23 protein-coding genes are annotated in these 18,831 nt (G+C 59.9%); 12 read left to right on the top strand and 11 right to left on the bottom strand.

Features of this window, described 5'->3' with window-relative positions; translation table 11 throughout:
• Positions 1-61: 61 nt before the first annotated feature.
• Positions 62-1,111, bottom strand: a complete 1,050-nt coding sequence (locus AAEZ08_RS09330; protein WP_003285795.1) for an alkene reductase — start codon at positions 1,109-1,111, stop codon at positions 62-64.
• Between the two features lie 38 nt (positions 1,112-1,149).
• The gene (locus AAEZ08_RS09325; protein WP_003285796.1) at positions 1,150-1,452 is read right to left on the bottom strand and encodes an ArsR/SmtB family transcription factor; all 303 of its coding nucleotides are present in this window, start codon (positions 1,450-1,452) and stop codon (positions 1,150-1,152) included.
• Positions 1,453-1,633: 181 nt separating this feature from the next.
• On the opposite strand from AAEZ08_RS09325, the gene ispF reads away from it, so the two are divergent.
• The 8 genes from ispF (at position 1,634) to AAEZ08_RS09285 (ending at position 8,193) form a co-directional block, all read left to right on the top strand.
• Positions 1,634-2,107, top strand: coding sequence for a 2-C-methyl-D-erythritol 2,4-cyclodiphosphate synthase (ispF, locus tag AAEZ08_RS09320; RefSeq protein ID WP_003285797.1), 474 nt, complete (start codon positions 1,634-1,636; stop codon positions 2,105-2,107).
• Entirely contained in the window at positions 2,104-3,144 is a 1,041-nt protein-coding gene (gene truD / locus AAEZ08_RS09315) for a tRNA pseudouridine(13) synthase TruD (protein ID WP_003285798.1), read from the top strand. The genes ispF and truD overlap by 4 nt, the downstream gene beginning before the upstream one ends.
• Complete coding sequence (surE, locus tag AAEZ08_RS09310) at positions 3,144-3,893, top strand: 5'/3'-nucleotidase SurE (RefSeq protein WP_003285799.1); 750 nt, start codon at positions 3,144-3,146, stop codon at positions 3,891-3,893. Before truD ends, surE begins: the two co-directional genes overlap by 1 nt.
• A gap of 38 nt (positions 3,894-3,931) precedes the next feature.
• Positions 3,932-4,567, top strand: coding sequence for a protein-L-isoaspartate(D-aspartate) O-methyltransferase (locus tag AAEZ08_RS09305; RefSeq protein ID WP_003285800.1), 636 nt, complete (start codon positions 3,932-3,934; stop codon positions 4,565-4,567).
• Between the two features lie 19 nt (positions 4,568-4,586).
• Positions 4,587-5,522: a polyprenyl-phosphate transporter gene (locus tag AAEZ08_RS09300; RefSeq protein WP_058065696.1), complete on the top strand. Its 936-nt coding sequence runs from the start codon at positions 4,587-4,589 to the stop codon at positions 5,520-5,522.
• Positions 5,523-5,550: 28 nt separating this feature from the next.
• Positions 5,551-6,402 carry a peptidoglycan DD-metalloendopeptidase family protein gene (locus tag AAEZ08_RS09295; RefSeq protein WP_193790964.1) on the top strand — a complete coding sequence of 284 codons (852 nt, stop codon included), beginning with the start codon at positions 5,551-5,553 and terminating at the stop codon, positions 6,400-6,402.
• A 99-nt stretch (positions 6,403-6,501) separates the two neighbouring features.
• A complete protein-coding gene (gene rpoS, locus AAEZ08_RS09290; protein ID WP_058065694.1) occupies positions 6,502-7,497 on the top strand; it encodes an RNA polymerase sigma factor RpoS in 996 nt (331 codons plus the stop codon).
• A gap of 558 nt (positions 7,498-8,055) precedes the next feature.
• Positions 8,056-8,193, top strand: coding sequence for a hypothetical protein (locus tag AAEZ08_RS09285; protein WP_180983306.1), 138 nt, complete (start codon positions 8,056-8,058; stop codon positions 8,191-8,193).
• Here AAEZ08_RS09285 and AAEZ08_RS09280 read toward each other — a convergent pair.
• On the bottom strand, positions 8,136-9,059 hold the full coding sequence (locus AAEZ08_RS09280; RefSeq protein ID WP_427702347.1) for a GNAT family N-acetyltransferase: 924 nt from the start codon (positions 9,057-9,059) through the stop codon (positions 8,136-8,138). The genes AAEZ08_RS09285 and AAEZ08_RS09280 overlap by 58 nt on opposite strands.
• A gap of 154 nt (positions 9,060-9,213) precedes the next feature.
• Here AAEZ08_RS09280 and AAEZ08_RS09275 point away from each other — a divergent pair, with 154 nt between their 5' ends.
• Positions 9,214-11,139, top strand: a complete 1,926-nt coding sequence (locus AAEZ08_RS09275; RefSeq protein ID WP_102820480.1) for a sodium:solute symporter family protein — start codon at positions 9,214-9,216, stop codon at positions 11,137-11,139.
• A gap of 97 nt (positions 11,140-11,236) precedes the next feature.
• Here AAEZ08_RS09275 and AAEZ08_RS09270 read toward each other — a convergent pair whose 3' ends face one another.
• The 3 genes from AAEZ08_RS09270 to AAEZ08_RS09260 form a co-directional block, all read right to left on the bottom strand.
• A complete protein-coding gene (locus AAEZ08_RS09270; RefSeq protein WP_003282276.1) occupies positions 11,237-12,028 on the bottom strand; it encodes an SIR2 family protein in 792 nt (263 codons plus the stop codon).
• 6 nt (positions 12,029-12,034) lie between these two features.
• Positions 12,035-12,583, bottom strand: a complete 549-nt coding sequence (locus AAEZ08_RS09265; protein ID WP_058065691.1) for a non-canonical purine NTP pyrophosphatase — start codon at positions 12,581-12,583, stop codon at positions 12,035-12,037.
• A 184-nt stretch (positions 12,584-12,767) separates the two neighbouring features.
• Entirely contained in the window at positions 12,768-13,211 is a 444-nt protein-coding gene (locus tag AAEZ08_RS09260) for a group II truncated hemoglobin (protein ID WP_500124139.1), read from the bottom strand.
• Between the two features lie 132 nt (positions 13,212-13,343).
• Here AAEZ08_RS09260 and AAEZ08_RS09255 point away from each other — a divergent pair, with 132 nt between their 5' ends.
• Positions 13,344-13,775, top strand: coding sequence for a universal stress protein (locus AAEZ08_RS09255; protein WP_003282280.1), 432 nt, complete (start codon positions 13,344-13,346; stop codon positions 13,773-13,775).
• Positions 13,776-13,798: 23 nt separating this feature from the next.
• Here the strand turns inward: AAEZ08_RS09255 and AAEZ08_RS09250 are convergent, their stop codons facing one another.
• Positions 13,799-14,143, bottom strand: a complete 345-nt coding sequence (locus AAEZ08_RS09250) for a YajD family HNH nuclease (RefSeq protein WP_003282282.1) — start codon at positions 14,141-14,143, stop codon at positions 13,799-13,801.
• A 48-nt stretch (positions 14,144-14,191) separates the two neighbouring features.
• Positions 14,192-14,890 (bottom strand): YebC/PmpR family DNA-binding transcriptional regulator, encoded by a 699-nt coding sequence (locus AAEZ08_RS09245; protein ID WP_003282284.1) that lies wholly within the window; start codon positions 14,888-14,890, stop codon positions 14,192-14,194.
• A 212-nt stretch (positions 14,891-15,102) separates the two neighbouring features.
• Between AAEZ08_RS09245 and AAEZ08_RS09240 the strand changes: the two genes are divergently transcribed.
• Positions 15,103-15,987, top strand: a complete 885-nt coding sequence (locus AAEZ08_RS09240; RefSeq protein ID WP_500124137.1) for an EamA family transporter — start codon at positions 15,103-15,105, stop codon at positions 15,985-15,987.
• A 37-nt stretch (positions 15,988-16,024) separates the two neighbouring features.
• Here the strand turns inward: AAEZ08_RS09240 and AAEZ08_RS09235 are convergent, their stop codons facing one another.
• From AAEZ08_RS09235 to AAEZ08_RS09225, 3 genes are all read right to left on the bottom strand, one after another.
• Positions 16,025-16,147, bottom strand: coding sequence for a hypothetical protein (locus AAEZ08_RS09235; protein WP_003282288.1), 123 nt, complete (start codon positions 16,145-16,147; stop codon positions 16,025-16,027).
• Between the two features lie 167 nt (positions 16,148-16,314).
• Complete coding sequence (locus tag AAEZ08_RS09230; RefSeq protein ID WP_500124136.1) at positions 16,315-17,028, bottom strand: MOSC domain-containing protein; 714 nt, start codon at positions 17,026-17,028, stop codon at positions 16,315-16,317.
• Complete coding sequence (locus tag AAEZ08_RS09225; protein WP_102820486.1) at positions 17,025-17,222, bottom strand: hypothetical protein; 198 nt, start codon at positions 17,220-17,222, stop codon at positions 17,025-17,027. Before AAEZ08_RS09225 ends, AAEZ08_RS09230 begins: the two co-directional genes overlap by 4 nt.
• 107 nt (positions 17,223-17,329) lie before the next feature.
• Between AAEZ08_RS09225 and dgt the strand changes: the two genes are divergently transcribed.
• Positions 17,330-18,826 (top strand): dGTPase, encoded by a 1,497-nt coding sequence (dgt, locus tag AAEZ08_RS09220; protein ID WP_482693510.1) that lies wholly within the window; start codon positions 17,330-17,332, stop codon positions 18,824-18,826.
• The last annotated feature ends 5 nt before the right edge of the window (positions 18,827-18,831 follow it).

The raw sequence follows: 18,831 nt of genomic DNA, 5'->3' as shown, positions 1-18,831 counted from the left end.
TGCCTGGGAGAAACAAAAAAGGCCCGGCCGGGTGACCGGTCGGGCCTTCCATCGCAAGGAGCTAGAGCGACGGATAATCGGTATAGCCAACCGGACCCTGAGCGTAGAACAGCTCGGGCTTTGCTTCGTTAAGCGGAGCGTCCTTACGTAACCGCTCAACCAGATCAGGGTTGGCGATGTAAGGGATGCCGAAGGCCACGGCATCGGCCTTGCCCTCATCTAGCCAGGTATTGGCCTGTTCCTTGGTGAAGCGTTCGTTGGCGATATAGATGCCACCGAATATCTGCTTCAGTTGTGGGCCGAGGCTGTCCTCACCGGCTTTTTCGCGAGTGCAGATGAAGGCGATGCCGCGCTTGCCCAGCTCTCGAGCGACGTAGCCGAAGGTTCGCGCACGGTCCGAATCGCCCATGTCATGGGAGTCGGCTCGTGGCGCCAGATGCACACCAACGCGGCCGGCACCCCATACGGAGATGGCGGCATCGGTCACTTCCAGCATCAGCCGTGCACGGTTCTCCAACGAGCCACCGTAGGCGTCGCTGCGCTGGTTGGTGCTGTCCTGCAGGAACTGATCGAGCAGATAGCCATTGGCGCCGTGAATCTCCACGCCGTCGAAACCGGCTTCCTTGGCGTTCTCCGCACCTTTGCGGTAGGCCTCGACGATGCCGGGAATCTCAGCGGTTTCCAGCGCCCGCGGTGTCTCGTAATCCTTCTTTGGTCGAACCAGGCTGACGTGACCGGCTGGCTTGATAGCGCTGGGCGCGACTGGCAGCTGTCCGTCGAGATATATCGGGTCGGAGATACGGCCGACATGCCAGAGCTGCAGGACGATCTTGCCACCCTTGGCGTGCACCGCGTCGGTAACCTTCTTCCAGCCCTGAACCTGTTCGGCGGACCAGATGCCGGGAGTGTCCGGGTAGCCGACGCCCATCGGGGTCACCGAAGTGGCTTCGCTGATAATCAGACCAGCATCGGCGCGCTGGGCGTAGTACTCGGCGATAAGATCGCCGGGTACGCGGCCGGGCTCGGCGCGGCAGCGGGTCAGCGGCGCCATGATGACGCGGTTGTGCAGTTCCAGATCGCCGATCTTGATCGGGTCGAAAAGTGTGGGCATAGCAATACCGCTCCTTTACTGGTGGTGCGAAAAGGGACTCAGAGTTCCTGGCCGATGCGCTCGACGAACGACTCGATGATCGCGTCGTTGCGCTTGAAGAAATGCCACTGGCCGACCTTTTGGCTGGTGATCAGCCCGGCTTTCTGCAGGGTCGCCAGATGGGCCGATACGGTTGACTGCGACAGGCCGGCACGCTGGTCGATCTGCCCGGCACAGACGCCGTTTTCCAGCGAATGGTGCTGCTCGGAGAAATACCGCTGCGGCTCCTTCAGCCAGCGCAGGATGTCGCGACGCAGCGGGTGGGCGAGGGCCTTGATGATGTCGTCGAAGTCGTCCGGCATGGGATGGCTCTGGGCTGTATATCGGAATGAGGCGAACTATATATCGCTTTTTTCCGATATGAGATCGATTCGACTGATGGTGGTTATTGGCCGTGTCGATGATCGGGAGGTGCCGCGGACACTCATGCAGCACTCGGCTCCTGTAGAATCGCCGCCTCGAGATTTTCAGGGTTTTGCATATATGCGTATCGGCCACGGTTACGACGTGCACCGCTTCGGCGAGGGCGATCACATCACGCTTGGCGGCGTTCGAATTCCACACAGATTTGGGCTGTTGGCTCATTCTGACGGGGACGTGCTGCTGCATGCCTTGAGCGATGCGCTGCTCGGTGCCGCTGCGCTGGGCGATATCGGCAAGCACTTTCCGGACACCGACCCGCAGTTCAAGGGTGCCGACAGCCGCGTGCTGCTGCGCCATGTGTTGAAGCAGGTGCAGGCCAAGGGCTACGTGGTCGGCAATGTCGACGCCACGATCATTGCCCAGGCGCCCAAGATGGCACCGCATATCGATGACATGCGCGCGCTGATCGCTGCGGATCTACAAGTCGAACTGGATCAGGTCAATGTAAAGGCCACCACTACCGAAAAGCTCGGATTCACCGGGCGTGAGGAAGGGATCGCCGTGCATGCCATCGCCTTGCTGGTCCGCGCATGACCGAAGACCAGCTGCTCGGTCCCCTGGCGCATGGCGAGCCTTGCGGCAGCGCGGTGCTGAAGGCGGTCGCGGAGGATTTTCAGGTCGATGAGGTGCTCGACATTCCGCTGTCCGGCGAGGGCGAGCACCTCTGGTTGTGGGTGGAAAAGCGCAACCTGAACACCGAGGAAGCTGCCAAACGCATCGCCCGCGCCGCTGGCGTGCCGCTGAAGATGATCAGCTACGCGGGACTGAAGGACCGCCAGGCATTGACTCGCCAGTGGTTCAGCCTGCATCTGCCGGGCAAGACCGACCCGGATCTTGCCGCCGCCGAGAACGAAAGCCTGACGATCCTCAAGCGCACCCGGCATCAGCGCAAGCTGCAGCGTGGTGCACACTCGGCCAATGGCTTCTGCCTGCGCTTGACAGAGCTAAGCGGTGCGCATGGCGCTCTGGATGAGCGGCTGGAGCGAATCAAGGCCTTCGGCGTGCCGAATTACTTCGGTCTGCAGCGTTTCGGCTATGAGGGCGGCAACCTGCACGGGGCACGGCACTTCGCGGCGAAAGGAGAGCTTCCGGAGCAGCGCAACATGCGTTCGCGCCTGCTTTCTGCTGGCCGTAGCTATCTGTTCAATCGTGTACTTGCCGAACGGGTCGCCGATGGCAGCTGGAATCAGGCGCGCGTGGGGGATCTGCTGGCATTCACCGATAGCCGCAGTTTTTTCCCAGCAGAGCAAGCCGATTGCAGTGATCCGCGCCTGGCCATTCTCGATCTGCATCCCACTGGCCCATTGTGGGGTATTGATCGCTCACCAGCAGGCGACGAAATTCAGGCACTAGAGAATGCTGTCGCCGAAACCGAACCTGCGATCGTCAATTGGTTGGCACAAGCTGGAATGAAGCACGAACGGCGCATTCTTCGCCTCCCCATCGGCGGTTTGTCGTGGCATTATCCCGAGCCTGACATTCTGCAACTGGAATTCGTCCTGCCGACCGGATGCTTCGCCACCGCCATGGTGCGTGAGCTGGTCAGCCTGGCAGGGCAGACGGACATCTGATGCGTATTCTGATCGCCAACGACGACGGGGTGTATGCACCCGGGCTCGCCGCGCTTTATGACGCGCTGGCCGACTATGCCGAATGCAAGGTGATAGCCCCGATTCAGGACATGAGCGGCGCCAGTAGCGCGCTTACCCTGGACCGCCCGCTTCACCCGGTAAGCATGCCGAACGGCTTCATAGGGCTGAACGGTTCGCCCACCGATTGCGTGCACCTGGGCCTAAATGGCCTGCTCGAGGATGCGCCGGACATGGTGGTTTCGGGCATCAATCTCGGCGCCAATCTTGGGGACGACGTGCTCTATTCCGGCACGGTCGCCGCGGCCATCGAAGGGCGCTTCACCGGCCGCCCGGCTTTCGCCTTTTCGCTGGTCTCGCGTTCGACGGAGAACCTGCCGACTGCCGCGCATATCGCGCGTCTGCTGGTGGAGCAGCACGACAGGCTCGAAGTCCCGCCGCGGACCGTGCTCAGCGTCAACGTGCCCAACCTGCCGCTGGACCATATTCGTGGGATCCGTCTTACTCGCCTGGGCCACCGCAGCCGCGCCAAACCGCCGGTCAAGCAGGCCAACCCGCGAGGCAAGGAGGGCTACTGGATATCGGTAGCCGGCGACGTCGAGGACGGTGGGCCGGGCACTGACTTCCATGCCGTGATGCAGGGCTATGTCTCGATCACCCCGCTGCAGCTTGATAGAACCTTCCGTGAGGCCTTCAGTGGTCTCGAAAGCTGGGTGGAGAACGTGCTGTGAGACATCGCGGACAAGACAACCTGCTGCATGGCTCTGGAATGACCTCGCAGCGCACCCGTGACCGCCTGATCCAGCGCCTCTACGAGGAAGGGCTGTCGAGCGCCCAGGTGCTCGAAGTCATTCGTCGCACTCCGCGTCATCTGTTCGTCGACGAGGCGCTGGCGCACCGCGCCTACGAAGACACGGCCCTGCCCATCGGACACAACCAGACCATTTCCCAGCCATTCATGGTCGCGCGCATGAGCGAGCTGTTGCTGGCCGACGGTCCGCTGGACAAGGTTCTGGAGATCGGAACCGGTTCTGGTTATCAGACTGCCGTGCTGGCACAGCTGGTAGAGCGAGTGTTCTCGGTCGAGCGCATTCAAGCTCTGCAAGACCGTGCCAAAGAGCGTCTGGCCGAACTCAAGCTGCGCAATGTGGTCTTTCGCTGGGGCGATGGTTGGGAGGGCTGGCCTGCATTGGCGCCTTACAACGGCATCATCGTCACCGCGGCGGCAGCCGATGTGCCGCAGGCCTTGCTCGATCAGCTGGCGCCCGGTGGGCGTCTGGTGATTCCGGTGGGTGTCGGCGAGGTCCAGCAACTCATGCTGATCATTCGAGAGGAGAACGGCTTTTCGCGCCATCTTCTGGATACCGTACGTTTCGTGCCGCTGCTAAATGGCCCCGTGATTTGATCATTCAGCGGAAGGAAGCATGAAAAACGCTTTATTGTTGTACGCCAAAGGCATGGCCATGGGCGCGGCGGATGTGGTGCCCGGTGTCTCGGGCGGTACTGTGGCTTTCATCACTGGTATCTACGACGAGCTTCTGCGTTCCATCAGTGCGGTGCCATACGCCGCCCGACCGCTTCTACGAGGGCGCATCGGCGAGGCGTGGAAGACCGCCAACGCGAGCTTTCTGCTGGTTCTCTTTGCTGGCGTGCTTACCAGCATCCTGAGCCTGGCCCGGTTGATCACCTATCTGCTGGAAGAGCATCCGATTCCCGTCTGGTCTTTTTTCTTCGGCCTTATCCTGGTGTCGGTGCACCTGGTGGGTAAGGAGATCCAGCGTCGCAACCTGTCGCGGCTGGTGAGCTTCTGCCTGGGTATAGGTTTCGCCTACTGGATCACCGTAGCGGCTCCGATGCAGTGGGGCAGTGGCAGTGTGAGCCTGTTCTTCGCGGGTGCCATCGCCATTTGCGCGATGATTCTGCCGGGCATTTCCGGCAGCTTCATCCTTGTACTGCTGGGGTTATACCAGGTGGTCCTGGGCGCAGTGAAAAGCCTGGATGTGGGCGTGATGATGACGTTCGCGGCTGGTTGTCTGGTGGGGCTGCTCAGCTTCGCGCGGTTGCTGAGCTGGTTGCTCAAGCGTTGGCGCGATCTGACCCTGGCTTTTCTCACCGGCTTGATGCTTGGCTCGCTGAACAAGGTCTGGCCCTGGAAGGAAACCCTGACCTGGCGCACCAACTCCAGTGGCGAAAATGTTCCGGTGCTACAGCAAAATTTGTTGCCTGGCGCCTACGGCGATTTGACCGGACAGGATCCTCAACTGCTGCTGGCAGTCCTCTTGGCGGTTGGCGGTATCGTTCTGGTGCTGGGGCTCGAGTGGTTTGCCGGTCGACGCCAGCCAATCACGGACGGCGTTTGACGCATTTGTCTATGAAAGGGAGCGGGCATTGAGGCTCACAGCAGTACGGCGGTGGATTCGCGGCCCCGTGGTCCGTTCGGTGCTCGGCATTCTGGTGATTGCTGGGACGCTGGTCGGTTGCGCCTCTTCGCCTCATGGTGGAGGCGTGCAGGTCGTTGACCGTAATCAGCGTGACCGTGTCACGAGCGGACAGTACCTCGTGCGCCGGGGTGACACGCTCTGGTCCATCGCATTCCGCTTTGGTTGGGATTGGCGCGAGCTGGCGCGGGTAAATGGCATTCAGCCTCCCCATGTGATCTACCCAGGGCAGAAGATCCGCTTCGATGGTGGTGCTTCACGCGTTGCTTCCGCGGCACCAAGACCCGCTCCACAGCCTGCACCGGCTCCTGCGCCGTCGACATCCGGGGTCGTTACCAATCCGGTGCCTCGTCAGCCCGCAATTACCACGCAGCCGGCGCCGCCGGTCAGTCAGCCAGCGCGCACTCCGGTTACGCCCGTAACGCGCTCTGCAAGCGGCTGGGCGTGGCCTGCGAACGGTACGATCATCGGTCGATTCTCCTCAAACGGTAGTTTGAATAAAGGAATTGATATCGCTGGGGAATTAGGACAGCCTGTCCTGGCTGCTTCTGATGGGACTGTTGTGTACGCCGGTAGTGGATTACGGGGTTACGGCGAACTTGTGATCATCAAGCACAGCGATACCTATGTAAGCGCCTACGGACATAACCGTCGGCTGCTGGTGCGGGAGGGCCAACAAGTCAAGGCTGGGCAAAGTATTGCCGAGATGGGATCGACGGGAACCGACCGGGTGAAGCTGCATTTCGAAATTCGTCGCCAGGGTAAACCCGTAGACCCGCTGCAATATCTGCCAAGACGTTGACCTGTCGCCTGCCTGTTCCAGCACTAGGTTTGGCTTGAGCGTAGCAAGGGACCCGCGTCGCTTGGGCCTGTGTCGAACTCGGAACAGGACAAGAATAAAATGGCACTTAAAGACCAAGCGCTGGAGTTTGACGTCGACGATGCGGTTCTGCTCATGGAAACGCCCATCCACTTCGACCAGAAAGACAAAGTGACCAAGGCTGCTACTGTAGGCAGACCCAAGGCCGCATCCAGCAAACAGCACAAGTTCATCGATTACAACCGAGCACTAGATGCAACCCAGTTGTATCTCAATGAAATCGGTTTCTCTCCCCTTCTGACCCCCGAAGAAGAAGTGCATTTTGCGCGCCTTGCGCAGAAAGGCGATCCGGCGGGGCGCAAGCGCATGATCGAAAGCAACCTCCGATTGGTGGTCAAGATCGCACGGCGATACGTCAATCGCGGCCTGTCGTTGCTAGATCTCGTCGAGGAAGGCAATCTCGGCTTGATTCGCGCAGTCGAAAAATTCGATCCCGAGCGTGGCTTCCGTTTCTCCACCTATGCCACATGGTGGATTCGGCAGACCATTGAGCGGGCGATCATGAATCAGACCCGCACGATTCGATTGCCCATCCACGTGGTCAAGGAACTGAATGTCTACCTTCGGGCCGCACGTGAACTCACCCAGAAGCTCGATCACGAGCCAAGTCCGGAAGAAATAGCAAATCTGCTCGAGAAGCCGGTTGGCGAGGTCAAGCGCATGCTCGGTCTGAACGAGCGTGTTACGTCTGTCGATGTATCGCTCGGACCGGATACGGACAAGACGCTACTCGATACGCTTACCGACGACCGCCAAAACGACCCGTGCGAGTTGCTCCTCGATGACGATCTGTCTGCCAGCATTGATCAGTGGCTGTCGGATCTCTCCGAAAAGCAGCGTGAGGTCGTCATCCGGCGTTTTGGTTTACGCAGCCATGAAGCCTCGACACTGGAAGAGGTTGGCCAGGAGATCGGTCTGACGCGCGAGCGTGTTCGGCAGATCCAGGTGGAAGCGCTGCGGCGTCTGCGCGAGATCCTGGAGCGTAACGGTCTATCGAGCGACGCGCTGTTTCAATAACGCAGGCTGAGGCCGGACCTGATTTCTTCCAGGTCCGGTCAATGTCCACCAGTGCCTGCCAGTCTCTCCAGTAGCAGGGATTTCTTACGCTGCCCTTCACGCTCGATCAGCTCATCGAATTAATGCCCATTGATTGGATCTTCGATTTTCCCCATCCCCTTGTAAGCATTTACTTACAGATGCTGTAAGTAAAGCTTGTGCGGAATCCGTGCTAAATAGCGATTCTGCTTTCAGTCGATTTTTAACTTATTGATCTTTAAAAAATATCCATGTTTTTGCCAAATATTTGGCGGGTGTTCCTCAAGGAAACACGGCTTGCGGCGCAGACTGCCATCATTAATATCGCACCCGTGCTTAGGGATTAGCACGGCCTTCAGGATGAAGGTCAGGGACCATCGCAGGACGCGATGACATCAGGAGGATGAGAAGGGATATAGGGAGCAAGGAAGGAGGCGGGCGGGGTCAAACCCGCCCCTTTTTTTTGCCCGCGAAAAACTCCGCTGAACCGAGTGGTCGGCGCAGGGCCTAAGGTAAACAGCCCACCAGTGGAGATAGATCATGAATGGCGACCTGCACAACGATCAGCCAGCCGACGAGCGCGACGACGTCGCCCGGCGTCCCGACGAAGCTGATGAAGATCAGCTCGATGAGGCGATCGAAGAAACCTTCCCGGCCAGCGATCCCATTTCGCCCTGATCCCCAACCAGCGAAGCAAAGTCGCAGCCAGGATCTCCTCCGGCTGCGGCGCTTGCCAACAGTGCGGGTATTACCTGCCCACGCAGCAGCGGCGCGACGTCCTCTCGTGTGCAAGGTGCCAACTCTAGCCAGCCCAGCTCCTCCAGCTCAGCCTGCACGCTGACGGTATGAGGAAGGCGCGCCATGAACACATCGGCTTTTACATGATGGCCCGGCTCGTTTGCAGCGGGGGCCTGAAAGTGCCCCAGCGCTTTAAAATCGCGGTCGCCCATGGTCAGGCCTAGCTCTTCATGAAGTTCGCGGATGAGCGTCTCTAGGGCTGTCTCGCCAACTTCCGCTTTGCCACCAGGAAGCATGAAAAAGCGCGTACCGCGCTTGCGCACGATCAGCATGCGTCCGCTTTCATCGAACAGACAGGCGATAGAGATCGTCAGTGTGGGGCCTTGCATTTGCATCCCTCGATCGTTGAACAGTGCAATCAGTGTCTTGTTCCTGCGGTAGCGCATGAGGCGGTCCCTCAGCATCTCTGGCAGGTTATCTGTTGTCGAAAACCCCAGCCGTCCATAGAAGTCCAGCAGTTCCGGTTTGCAGAACAGCCAGACAGTGCCTTGGGTAGATGCCAGCGCCTCTCGGACCAGTTGTGCGCCGATACCTTGGTTCCGTTCGGCTGGGGCTACCAGCAAACCGGTGAGGAAATGCCCCTGTGCAATGGGAGTCAGACATAGCCCTGCGACGATATCGCCGCGCCGGGCAACCCAGCACATCGCCTCGTGGCGTACACGGTTACGGCTGTTATGGGTTCTATAGAACCTGACCAGTAAAGGTTGTAAGGCTGCGGGAAGCTGTGAGTATTCGGGCGAGGGCATGGGATCTGAGGCGATTTGGAGAGTGACAGTCTAGCGCCTGGGATGTCATCGCAAAAACACCGCCGCTCAAACCATGCCGTTCATCCGTTCGCTGCATCTTTTCTGCCGTCTGGGCGCTCTCACCCTTAGCGTTTCCAACGACAGGAATAACAACATGTTGGATCTACTGATCGTCCTTGCATTCGTCCTCTACGGCCTCTCAGCGGGGATGCGTGCTCGCAACAAAGCCTCACAGAGCCTCGACGAGTATTTCCTGGCCGGACGAACCATCAAAGGGTGGCGCGCCGGGGTTTCCATGTCTGCCACGCAGTTTGCCGCTGATACGCCGCTATTGGTCAGCGGCCTAGTTGCTACAGCCGGTGTCTTTGCGCTCTGGCGACTGTGGATTTACGGGCTGGCGTTTCTGCTGCTGGCATGGATATTCGCCTCGGGTTGGCGCCGTGCCGGCGTGCTGACCGATGCGGAGCTGACGCGCGTGCGATACAGCGGGCCGGCCGTAGTGCCGTTGCGGCTGTTCAAGGCGATCTACTACGGCACCGTAATCAACTGTGTGGTGCTCGCAATGGTACTGGTCGCGGCCATCCGTATTGCCGAGGTCTTCCTGCCATGGCATGAATGGCTGCCAGGCGGCGTCTACGAGGTGATCATGGGGGCAGTGGAAGCCAGCGGCATACGGCTAGGCGAGAGCATCAGCGGGCTCGATCAACTGACGACCAGCACCAACAACCTCATTTCGATCCTGTTGATCCTGACTTTCACGGCGATGTACTCGATCACCGGCGGCCTACGGGCGGTGGTGCAGACCGATGTCATGCAGTTCAGCGTGGCGATGCTGGGCACGCTGGTGTACGCCTGGTTCGTTGTGGATGCAGCGGGTGGGCTGGGCGGACTGACAGATAGGATCGTCGAGCTATATGGCAGTGAGCAGGCGGCCAAGATGCTGTCGTTTTCACCGCCGAGCAACGCCGGCGAGGCGCTGACGCCGTTCCTGGTAATCGTCGGTTTGCAGTGGTTGTTTCAGATGAACTCCGACGGCACTGGCTACTTGGCGCAACGCAGCATGGCTTGCCCGACAGACCGTGAGGCGCGTATTGCCGGTTTGGTATTTACCTGGCTGCAGATCTTTCTGCGCAGCCTGTTCTGGCTGGCGATCGCCATTGGCCTGCTGGTGCTGTATCCGTTCAGTCCGGAGGAGATGAGCGGCGAAGGGTTCACCGCCGCGCGTGAGGCATTGTTCGTCACCGGTATCGATGAACTGCTGCCGCCGGGCTTCCGCGGACTGATGTTGGTCGGGCTGCTCGCGGCTCTGGCGTCGACCGTGGATACTCACCTCAATTGGGGCGCTTCGTACTGGAGCAATGATGTCTACGGTGGGGTAGTCGCACCGAAGCTGCTCAAGCGCAAGCCCAGGGACAAAGAGCTGGTCCTCGTCGCGCGTCTTTCCAACGTGCTCATACTGCTGATCGCGATGGTCATCATGGCCAACCTCGGCTCGATTCAGACGGCCTGGTTCATCTCCTTGCTGTTCGGTGCCGGTATGGGTTCGGTACTGGTACTGCGCTGGCTCTGGGAGCGGATCAATCTCTACTCCGAGCTGACGGCAATGATCGCATCGCTGATCACCGCCCCTTTACTGCTCTATTACCTTGGCACCGATCCGGAGCGGGAGTGGATACGTCTGGGCATCATGTCGCTGGTGACGTGCAGCGCCGCGATTCTCGTCAGTTACATCACGCCGCCAACCGACAAGGAGACGCTGGATCGTTTCTACCGTCGGGTGCGGCCGTTCGGTTTCTGGGGGCAAACCGCTATGCGCTGTGGCGTGACACGCCGCGAATCGCTCAAAGCATTGGGGGCACGGTTGTTCGCCGTTGCGGTGACCGCGGTGTCGGTTTACACCCTGCTCGTAGGGGTTGGGCGTCTGCTGTTCCCCCAACCCGGTGGCAGCTCTACGCTCGCCTGGTTGTGCGTCGCTGTTGGGATTGCGCTGACGCCAGTGTGGATGTATCTGGCGTTCAGCCGTTACTTCGACGATGAGCGTGAGGAAGATTCGGGCTTACAGGTTGAGCCGGAAAGATAGTGGCTGCACTGCGCGCAAACTATATGGGTTAGACACAGGCGGGCGCAGCCGATGGCATGCGCCTGTGCTTTAAACCCGCGTTTGACTGGGCGTTTAATCAGGCCTCGACTAGCTGCTGCAGAAAGTTCTTCAGCGCCAAGCCGGGTTCGTCGTCCTCGGAGGCGATCATGCGGATTCCCCACTGCCGCAGCACTTCCTCCTGAACCGGATTGGGTTTGTGCGAGAACACATAAGAAATAGGCCGAACACCCAGGGTTTCGTGTTCATTCCAGATCTTCGAAAGCTTGTGAAACAGCAGTCGGATATTGGTATCGGAAAGGCTATAGCCGATGAAAAGTACGGCCTTGCTGAGCGTGTCGGCGCGTAGCTTGATGTCCAGCGGCGTTTCGAACTGCAGGCGTTGGTAGTAGCTGGTTTCGTCGAGCACGATCGAGGCGTCATCATCGAAGTCGCCGTGAAATTTGACGATCTGCCTGACGCCATCACGCGCCTTGGTCAGGTCACTGGCATTGGCGATCTTGATGTAGTCCACCGCATGGGCGTCATGGGCGTACTCCAACCAGCGGTCATAGTTGGTGGTATAGATCGCCGGAAAACGGCCGCGCACGATAAGTCGGTGAATCTCCGAATCGCGTATTTCGATATTGCGGTGCCACTCGCGGTCCATCCAGCTACGCAGCGGTCCGATGCTGCCTTTCTTGATTCGGTAGTACTCGGCCAGCGCAAGGAAGTTGCCGTAGGTGTTGAACACCTCCGGGTCGTAGTCGAGCTGCACGGCGATCTCGTCGATCAGCTCCTTCCACGGCGGCAATCCAATGTTGGCGGATACGCCGGAACCGACGAAAAGGATCAGACGATTGGTCCGGTACGCTTCGCGGAGTTGGTCCATGGGTGTTCAGGATTCCCGCAGATAGGTGACGAAGGCGTCGAGCGCACGTCGGCGCATGGACAGGCCGTTCTTTTGCGTGCCCAGCTGCGCGAATGTCTGGGTCTGGCCTTCCGGAATGAACACGTCATCCCATTCGAAGCCGCCATGTCCGGCTGGTGACGGTGCGATGCGCCCGGCAACCACGCCTTCGAAGAAATGCCGTTTGCGACCGTCACAATAGCCGATCAGGGTCCGCGCTTCGGCGGCAGGATCGTCCAGCCGCCCGATCAGCTCCGAGAATCGCTCGGCCTGCAGCCGGTCCCAGAATATCTGCGTCAGCCCGCCGGGAAAGCCGTTGAGGCTGTTGATGAAGAGCCCGGTGTGTTCGACAAAGACCGGTTTGCCGATCATCTTGAAGGCGACCAGCAGCTTGTCGCTGACCAGCTGGTACAGGTCCTCGGTACGCAGCTCCTCGATACGGATAGGAAAAGGCTTCACCTCGATTCCGCTGGGCTGGAGGATCTCGCGAACCTCGAGGATCTTCTGCGGGTTGATGGACGCGAAGCGGATTTTCATGGACCGAGCCAGCTCCGGTTTCGACGGATGGATGCTGCCGTCACGACGGCTGCTCTTGTCTGTATGACGCAAGGTGAACGGCTCGGTTCTCCTACCCAGCGGATTAATCGATCAGGCGCGCCTATGGACGTGGCAGCGCCACGTCTGAAAAGAATGGTTTGCAGCCTCTGGCGGGGAGGGCGCTTCAGCTCTGGCCTGGACGACGTACCGGGCAGGCTGCCTGCACCTGACGGATGCGCTCGGCCGGTACGCGCAGCTGCCGCAGCAGGTACTCGGCGAATTCCGGCGTGTATGGTTGCCGGGCGATGGCCTGCTCCATGCAGAACAGCCAGGCGTCGCGTTCGGCTTCGCCGACCTGCCAGCGGGTATGGAACTGCGGAATGCTGATGCCGCCATACTTCTCTGCATATCGCTTCGGACCACCCAGCCAGCCACTGAGGAAACTTGCGAGGCGATCTTGCGCTTCGTTCACGTCCGGCGGATACATGGCGCGAACAACCGCGGCCTGCGGCGCTTCTTCCATGACCTTGTAGAAATCCGCGACCAGCTGGTGCAGCCCAATCTCGCCGCCAGCGGCCTGGAACGAAGCATCGCCGACGCCGAAAGCAGGACGTTGATCGAGGTTCATCGGCTTGCCCTGACTCTGGAAAAGGCGCGGAATGATGCGCGCTTGTGCCAGATCAAAACAAGTGCAACCAGCGCCGACAGCTTGCAGGTTGCTGGTCTAAGCTGAAGGCCCATACAAGAGCGGAGATAACAAATGCGCAAGCTTCTGGTTGCATACGACGGTTCGGACAACTCCAAGCGCGCCCTGCAGTATGTCGTCGATCTGGCGCGCGATACCGGCCTCACGCTGCAGGTCCATGTGGTCAATGTCCAGCACGAGCCGATCATTTATGGCGAGTACGTAACCTCGGCCATGATTGACGAGCTCAACAACGGGCTGATGGGTAAGGCACGTGCCGTTCTAGACGAGGCGGCGGCCGTGTTGCAGGGCGGGGGACTGAGCTGCGAGACCCACGCGCTGCTGGGTAATGTGGCCGAGCAGGTCAGTGAAGCGGTCAAGCGCCTGGGGTGCGACACCGTGGTGATGGGCACCCGAGGCCTCGGTAGCTTCACCGGACTGCTGCTGGGCTCGGTGGCGAACCGGGTGATCCACGAAGTATCAGTCCCGGTTCTGCTGGTCAAATGAGCTGAAACTGCCAGCCCTGGCCATCAGTCCTGTTTGCCCTTGAGCAGGTCGGCCAGGTTGGCGAAGGCTTTGAAGGTTTCCTTCGGGCCCAGATCGCTGCCGGGCCGGGCTTCGGCATGGTACTGGTTGTCTGTATAGCGGGAGTGCTCGTTGTCGTGGCAGTAGAGGCAGAGCAGCTCCCAGTTGGAGCCGTCCTCGGGGTTGTTGTCGTGATTGTGGTCCTTGTGGTGGACTGTCAGTTCACTCAGACGCTTGCCGGAAAACTCTCGCGCGCAACGTCCGCAGACCCAGGGGTACATCTTCAACGCCTTTTCCCGGTAGCCTTGTTCGCGTTGGCTATAGGGCGTGGAGGGCTTGTTGGTGCTCATCTTGAATGCTCGCCGGATTACAGTGCTGGTTAGTTAAGCCGATGGTGATCAGCCAGCCAAGCCGACATAGACGTTCTGCACATCATCGTGGGCATCGATGGCTTCAAGAAAGGCTTCGACTTCTTCCAGTTCAGCACCCGATAGGCTGACCGGGTTCTTGGGGCGGTAGCCCAGTTGCGCGGATTGCACGGTAAAGCCGAATTCCGGTAGTGCCTTACAAACGGCGTCGAGATCGGTCGGTTCGGTGATGAAAAGCGCAGCACCTTCATCTGCCGCTTCGAAATCCTGAGCGCCGGCTTCGATCGCGGCCATTTCGGCATCGGCATCGCCTTCAGGCGCAGCTTCGATCATGCCGACATGATCGAAATCCCAGCTCACCGAACCAGACGAGCCCAACTGCCCCTTACGGAACAGCACGCGGATTTCGGCAACAGTGCGATTCACGTTGTCGGTCAGGCACTCGACGATGAGCGGAACCTGATGCGGGGCAAAGCCTTCGTAAAGAGTGCGTTCGTAATGAACCACCTCGCCGCTAAGGCCAGCGCCTTTCTTGATGGCGCGCTCCAGAGTGTCCTTGGGCATCGAGGCCTTCTTGGCCTGTTCCACAACCAGGCGCAAGCGCGGATTCATATCGGGGTCGGCACCACTGCGAGCTGCAATCATGATTTCCTTCGACAGTTTGCCGAAGATCCTGCCCTTGGCGTTCGCCGCCGCTTCCTTATGCTTCGCTTTCCACTGTGCGCCCATGCTCGTCCCCGTCTGATGTGATGAAGCCAGGGGCGAATTCTATAGCCTATTCCGGGTTTGCGTCGCCGGTGGTGGTAATGGCGATGATGAGCTCTGCTACAGCCCGATCAACGGGATGCTGCGACTGTGCCGCTCAATTTTGTTGCCACTGTATGGATCGGCCGCCAGGAGCCCCGGCTCTAATAGTTTTTTTGGTAACAAGGTGCGTCACCATGTCGCCTCGGGATTTGCTGCTCGCGCTTGTAGTCATTGTCGTCTGGGGCATGAACTTCGTGGTGATCATGGTCGGTCTGCATGATGTTCCGCCGATGTTGTTGGGTGCACTGCGTTTCATGCTGGCGGCGGTGCCAGCGGTGTTCTTCATCAGGCGTCCTCAGGTGCCGTTGCGCTGGATGCTGGCCTATGGGCTGACCATCTCCCTCGGGCAGTTCGCCTTCCTATTTACCGCCATGAAACACGGCATGCCGGCGGGCCTGGCCTCGCTGGTGCTGCAGTCGCAGGCGTTTTTCACGCTGTTCTTCGCGGCGCTGTTTCTCGGTGAGCGGATACGCTCAGCTAATCTGCTCGGCTTGGTCATTGCGGCCTGCGGCTTGGCGCTGATCGGTGCGCAAAGCGGGCTGGGTATGACCCTGAGCGGGTTCGTACTGACAATCTGTGCGGCGTCAATGTGGGCGCTGGGCAATATCGTCACACGCAAAGTTGGCAAGGTGAATCTGGTCGGGTTGGTGGTATGGGGCAGTTTGGTGCCGCCGTTGCCATTTCTGGCACTGTCGCTATGGCTCGAAGGGCCTGTGGTGATCGAGGCGGCGTTTCGGGGCATCGGTTGGCAGACGATTCTGGTACTCGTCTATCTGGCGTTCGGCGCAACGATTCTCGGCTATGGCCTTTGGAGTCGATTGCTCTCGCGCTATCCGGCCAGCCAGGTGGCGCCGTTTTCGTTGCTGGTACCGGTAGTGGGGCTGACATCGGCAAGCGTGCTGCTGGGCGAGCGACTAGGTTCGCTGCAACTGGGCGGTGCATTGCTGGTGATGATCGGGCTGGGGGTAAACGTCTGCGGCGGCTGGCTCGTCGCCCGCCTGCGTCTGGTCAGAGTCTGAAACGCCCGGCATTGGACCGGGCGTAGCAGCGATTGCATCAATGAGTCGCGGCGTGGGCGCCGAGCAGCGGAGTGGAGCCGCCTTTTTTGTCGCGCTTGGCCATGCGTTTCTCTTGTGCGGTTTTCAACGGCTTTTTCTTGCCGTCCTTCTTCGCGTCCATTCCCTTGCTCATGGTGTTCACCTCTGATTGCGTGGCTGGACATGTCCTGATGTGCAAAGGCCTGACTGTCGCTGCTGGAGCGAAGACTGTTTCCGGCCTGGCGTCTTCCGTGACCGCTGCAGTATGGCATTGCTGCGGTACTTTGCACGCAATGCTTTGATGGTGAATCAGTGGAACAGGCTGTGCTGATCGCGCTGGCGGCGGCAGGCGTCATAACGCTGGCGGAAGATAGCCTGGAAGTGAAGGGCAAGGCGTGGCAGTTCGGCCAAGCTCAGCAGCGCTTCCTCATCAAGCGACGGGTTTAGGAAGCAGCGCCAGAGGTAGGCAACGCTGATGTCGGGGTGTGTTCGCTCAAGCAGCTGCACACCGTCGCCGGGGTGCACCATGCCTTCCTCGATGGTTCGATAGAGCCAGCCGGTACGACCACTCGATGACAAGTCGCGGGCCAGGCCGCGTAGTCCGTGTCGACTGTCCAGCCTTACGCAGGGTGAGCGTGGCTGACTCACTTCGATTACCGCTCCGCCCCAGCGCAGTCGGTCACCGATGCACACGTGCTCTTCGTCCATTGCTTCGCTGCCAAGGTTTTCACCGAAGGCACCTAGGCCGAGCTGTGTGCGCAACTGCGGGAAGCGCTGCGCCCAATAAGCGTAATGCTGCGTCGGGTAATGGCACAGGGCGCGATCCGGGCCACCATGAAAGCGTCGATCAGCGATCTGATCACCTTGCAAACCGTCCATGCCGAGCCATAGCGGAACATCGCTCAGCTGCTTGCCAATTGCTGTGGCCTTGGTGCTGCCAGGCAGGGGGGAGAGGTTGCGACACACCAGCGGTCCGTTGACGGCCCAGCTGTTTTGCGACGTGGATGCGAGGCTGTCACTCAAGGTTGCTGCGCCTGGTGGAGTCGCTCCAGCTCGCGCCGAACCATCGCGGTGTACTCGGGTGGGCCGAGTCGATACAACTCAGTGGCGACCCATGCCAGCCATCGGGGGCCGAGTGCCGCTTGCTGATCCAGCAGCCGCCGGGCCTCGGCATTGGCGCGCTCAGCATTGTGTTGATGGAAATCTGCACGACTCACGAATCTTCTCCATTACGGTGGAACAGGGCAGTAAAAAGCGGGGCGATGGTAAACCCTGGGCGCTCGCGTTAGGCTCGATGGCTCTTTTCGCGCCACGAGAACGATGCATGCCGGTGTCCGTGAACTTCAAGCACAAGATCTCCCGTCAGCGGCCCTATGGCAAGGTGGAGGCGGGTCTGCGGGCCAGTGATGGCAACCTGGAGGCGGTAGTCGACCAGCTGGAAAGCGATCGCGGGCGGATCATCAATTCCGCGGCCGTGCGCCGCCTGCAGCAGAAGACCCAGGTTTTTCCGCTGGAGCGCAATGCAGCAGTGCGCAGCCGTCTCACTCATTCGCTGGAAGTGCAGCAGACCGGTCGTTTCATCGTTCGTACGCTGTACAAACAGCTTGGCAACAGGGCTGCGCAATTCGGCCTGGACGGGCTCGAGCATGCGCTGGAAAGCCTGGTCGAGATGACTTGCCTGATGCACGATATCGGCAACCCGCCGTTCGGTCATTTCGGCGAGTACGCCATTGGCGAGTGGTTCGAGCGCAATCTGGATATGCTGTTTACAGCCGCCGTGACGCCGGGGCAGGGCGATGTCGAGTTGCGCAAACGAATGCTGGTCGATCTGAAGCAGTTCGAAGGTAACGCTCAGGCGGTTCGCCTGGTGGTCTCGCTGCAGCGCCTGAACCTGACCTATACGCAGACCGCAGGGCTACTCAAGTACGTTCGTCCGGCCTATCAGGCCAAGCCCGCGAAAGGCACGCCAGGCGCTTACCTGCTGAAAAAGCCCGGCTTCTATCTGTCCGAGGAGCCCTTCGTGCGCGCGCTGCAGGCGGCGCTCGATCTGCAGCCGTGCACGCGTCATCCGTTGGCCTACGTGATGGAAGCCGCCGATGACATCGCCTATTGCCTGGCGGACATCGAGGATTCGGTGGAAAAGGGCATATTCAGCATTGAACAGCTGGCGCAGCTGCTGCTCGCCAAGTTCGCCCTGCACGGATCGGTCGATGCGCCGGTGCCCGGGCCAGAGCGCAGTTTTCGCAGCATGGTCAATTACGCGCTCGAACGGGCGCATAAGGAACCGATCAACAAGGCCGGCGAATTCTTCATATGGCTGCGGGTGAACATGATCCATCCGCTGGTGCAGCATGCCGCGCGGCAATTCATCGACAACATCGAGGCGGTCTACCACGGCACGCTTGATCGGGCGCTGCTGGAGGATGACAGCCTGCCCAACGCCATCGTGCAGACCTTCAAGGATGTCGCGATGGATCACGTGTTTTGCCACCGTGAGGTGGAGACCTTGCAACTGCAGGGCTATCGAATTCTTCAGGGCTTGCTGGAGTTCTACGCACCGCTGTTGCGCGTGCCGACGCCGGTCTTCGATGCACTCACCCTCGGGACCTGCCGCAGCGAGCCACATCTACAGATGCTTGCCCGGCGGTTGCCCAATCAACTCGTCAAGGCATATCACGAGGCGCTCAAGGAGCACGAGCAAGAGTCGACCGACCGGCCGTTGTGGGAGTTTTACTACCGCAACCGGATGCTGCAGGATTACATCAGCGGCATGACCGACCAACTGGCTCAGGATGAGTACCGCGCGCTTTCGGCTTTGTGACTAGG

The organism is Pseudomonas sp. E45-MNA-CIBAN-0222 (assembly GCF_040310405.1).
Lineage (GTDB): Bacteria > Pseudomonadota > Gammaproteobacteria > Pseudomonadales > Pseudomonadaceae > Stutzerimonas > Stutzerimonas stutzeri_AC.
The sequence above is the reverse complement of the archived record's forward strand: the minus strand, read 5'-3'. Positions and strand labels throughout refer to the sequence as shown.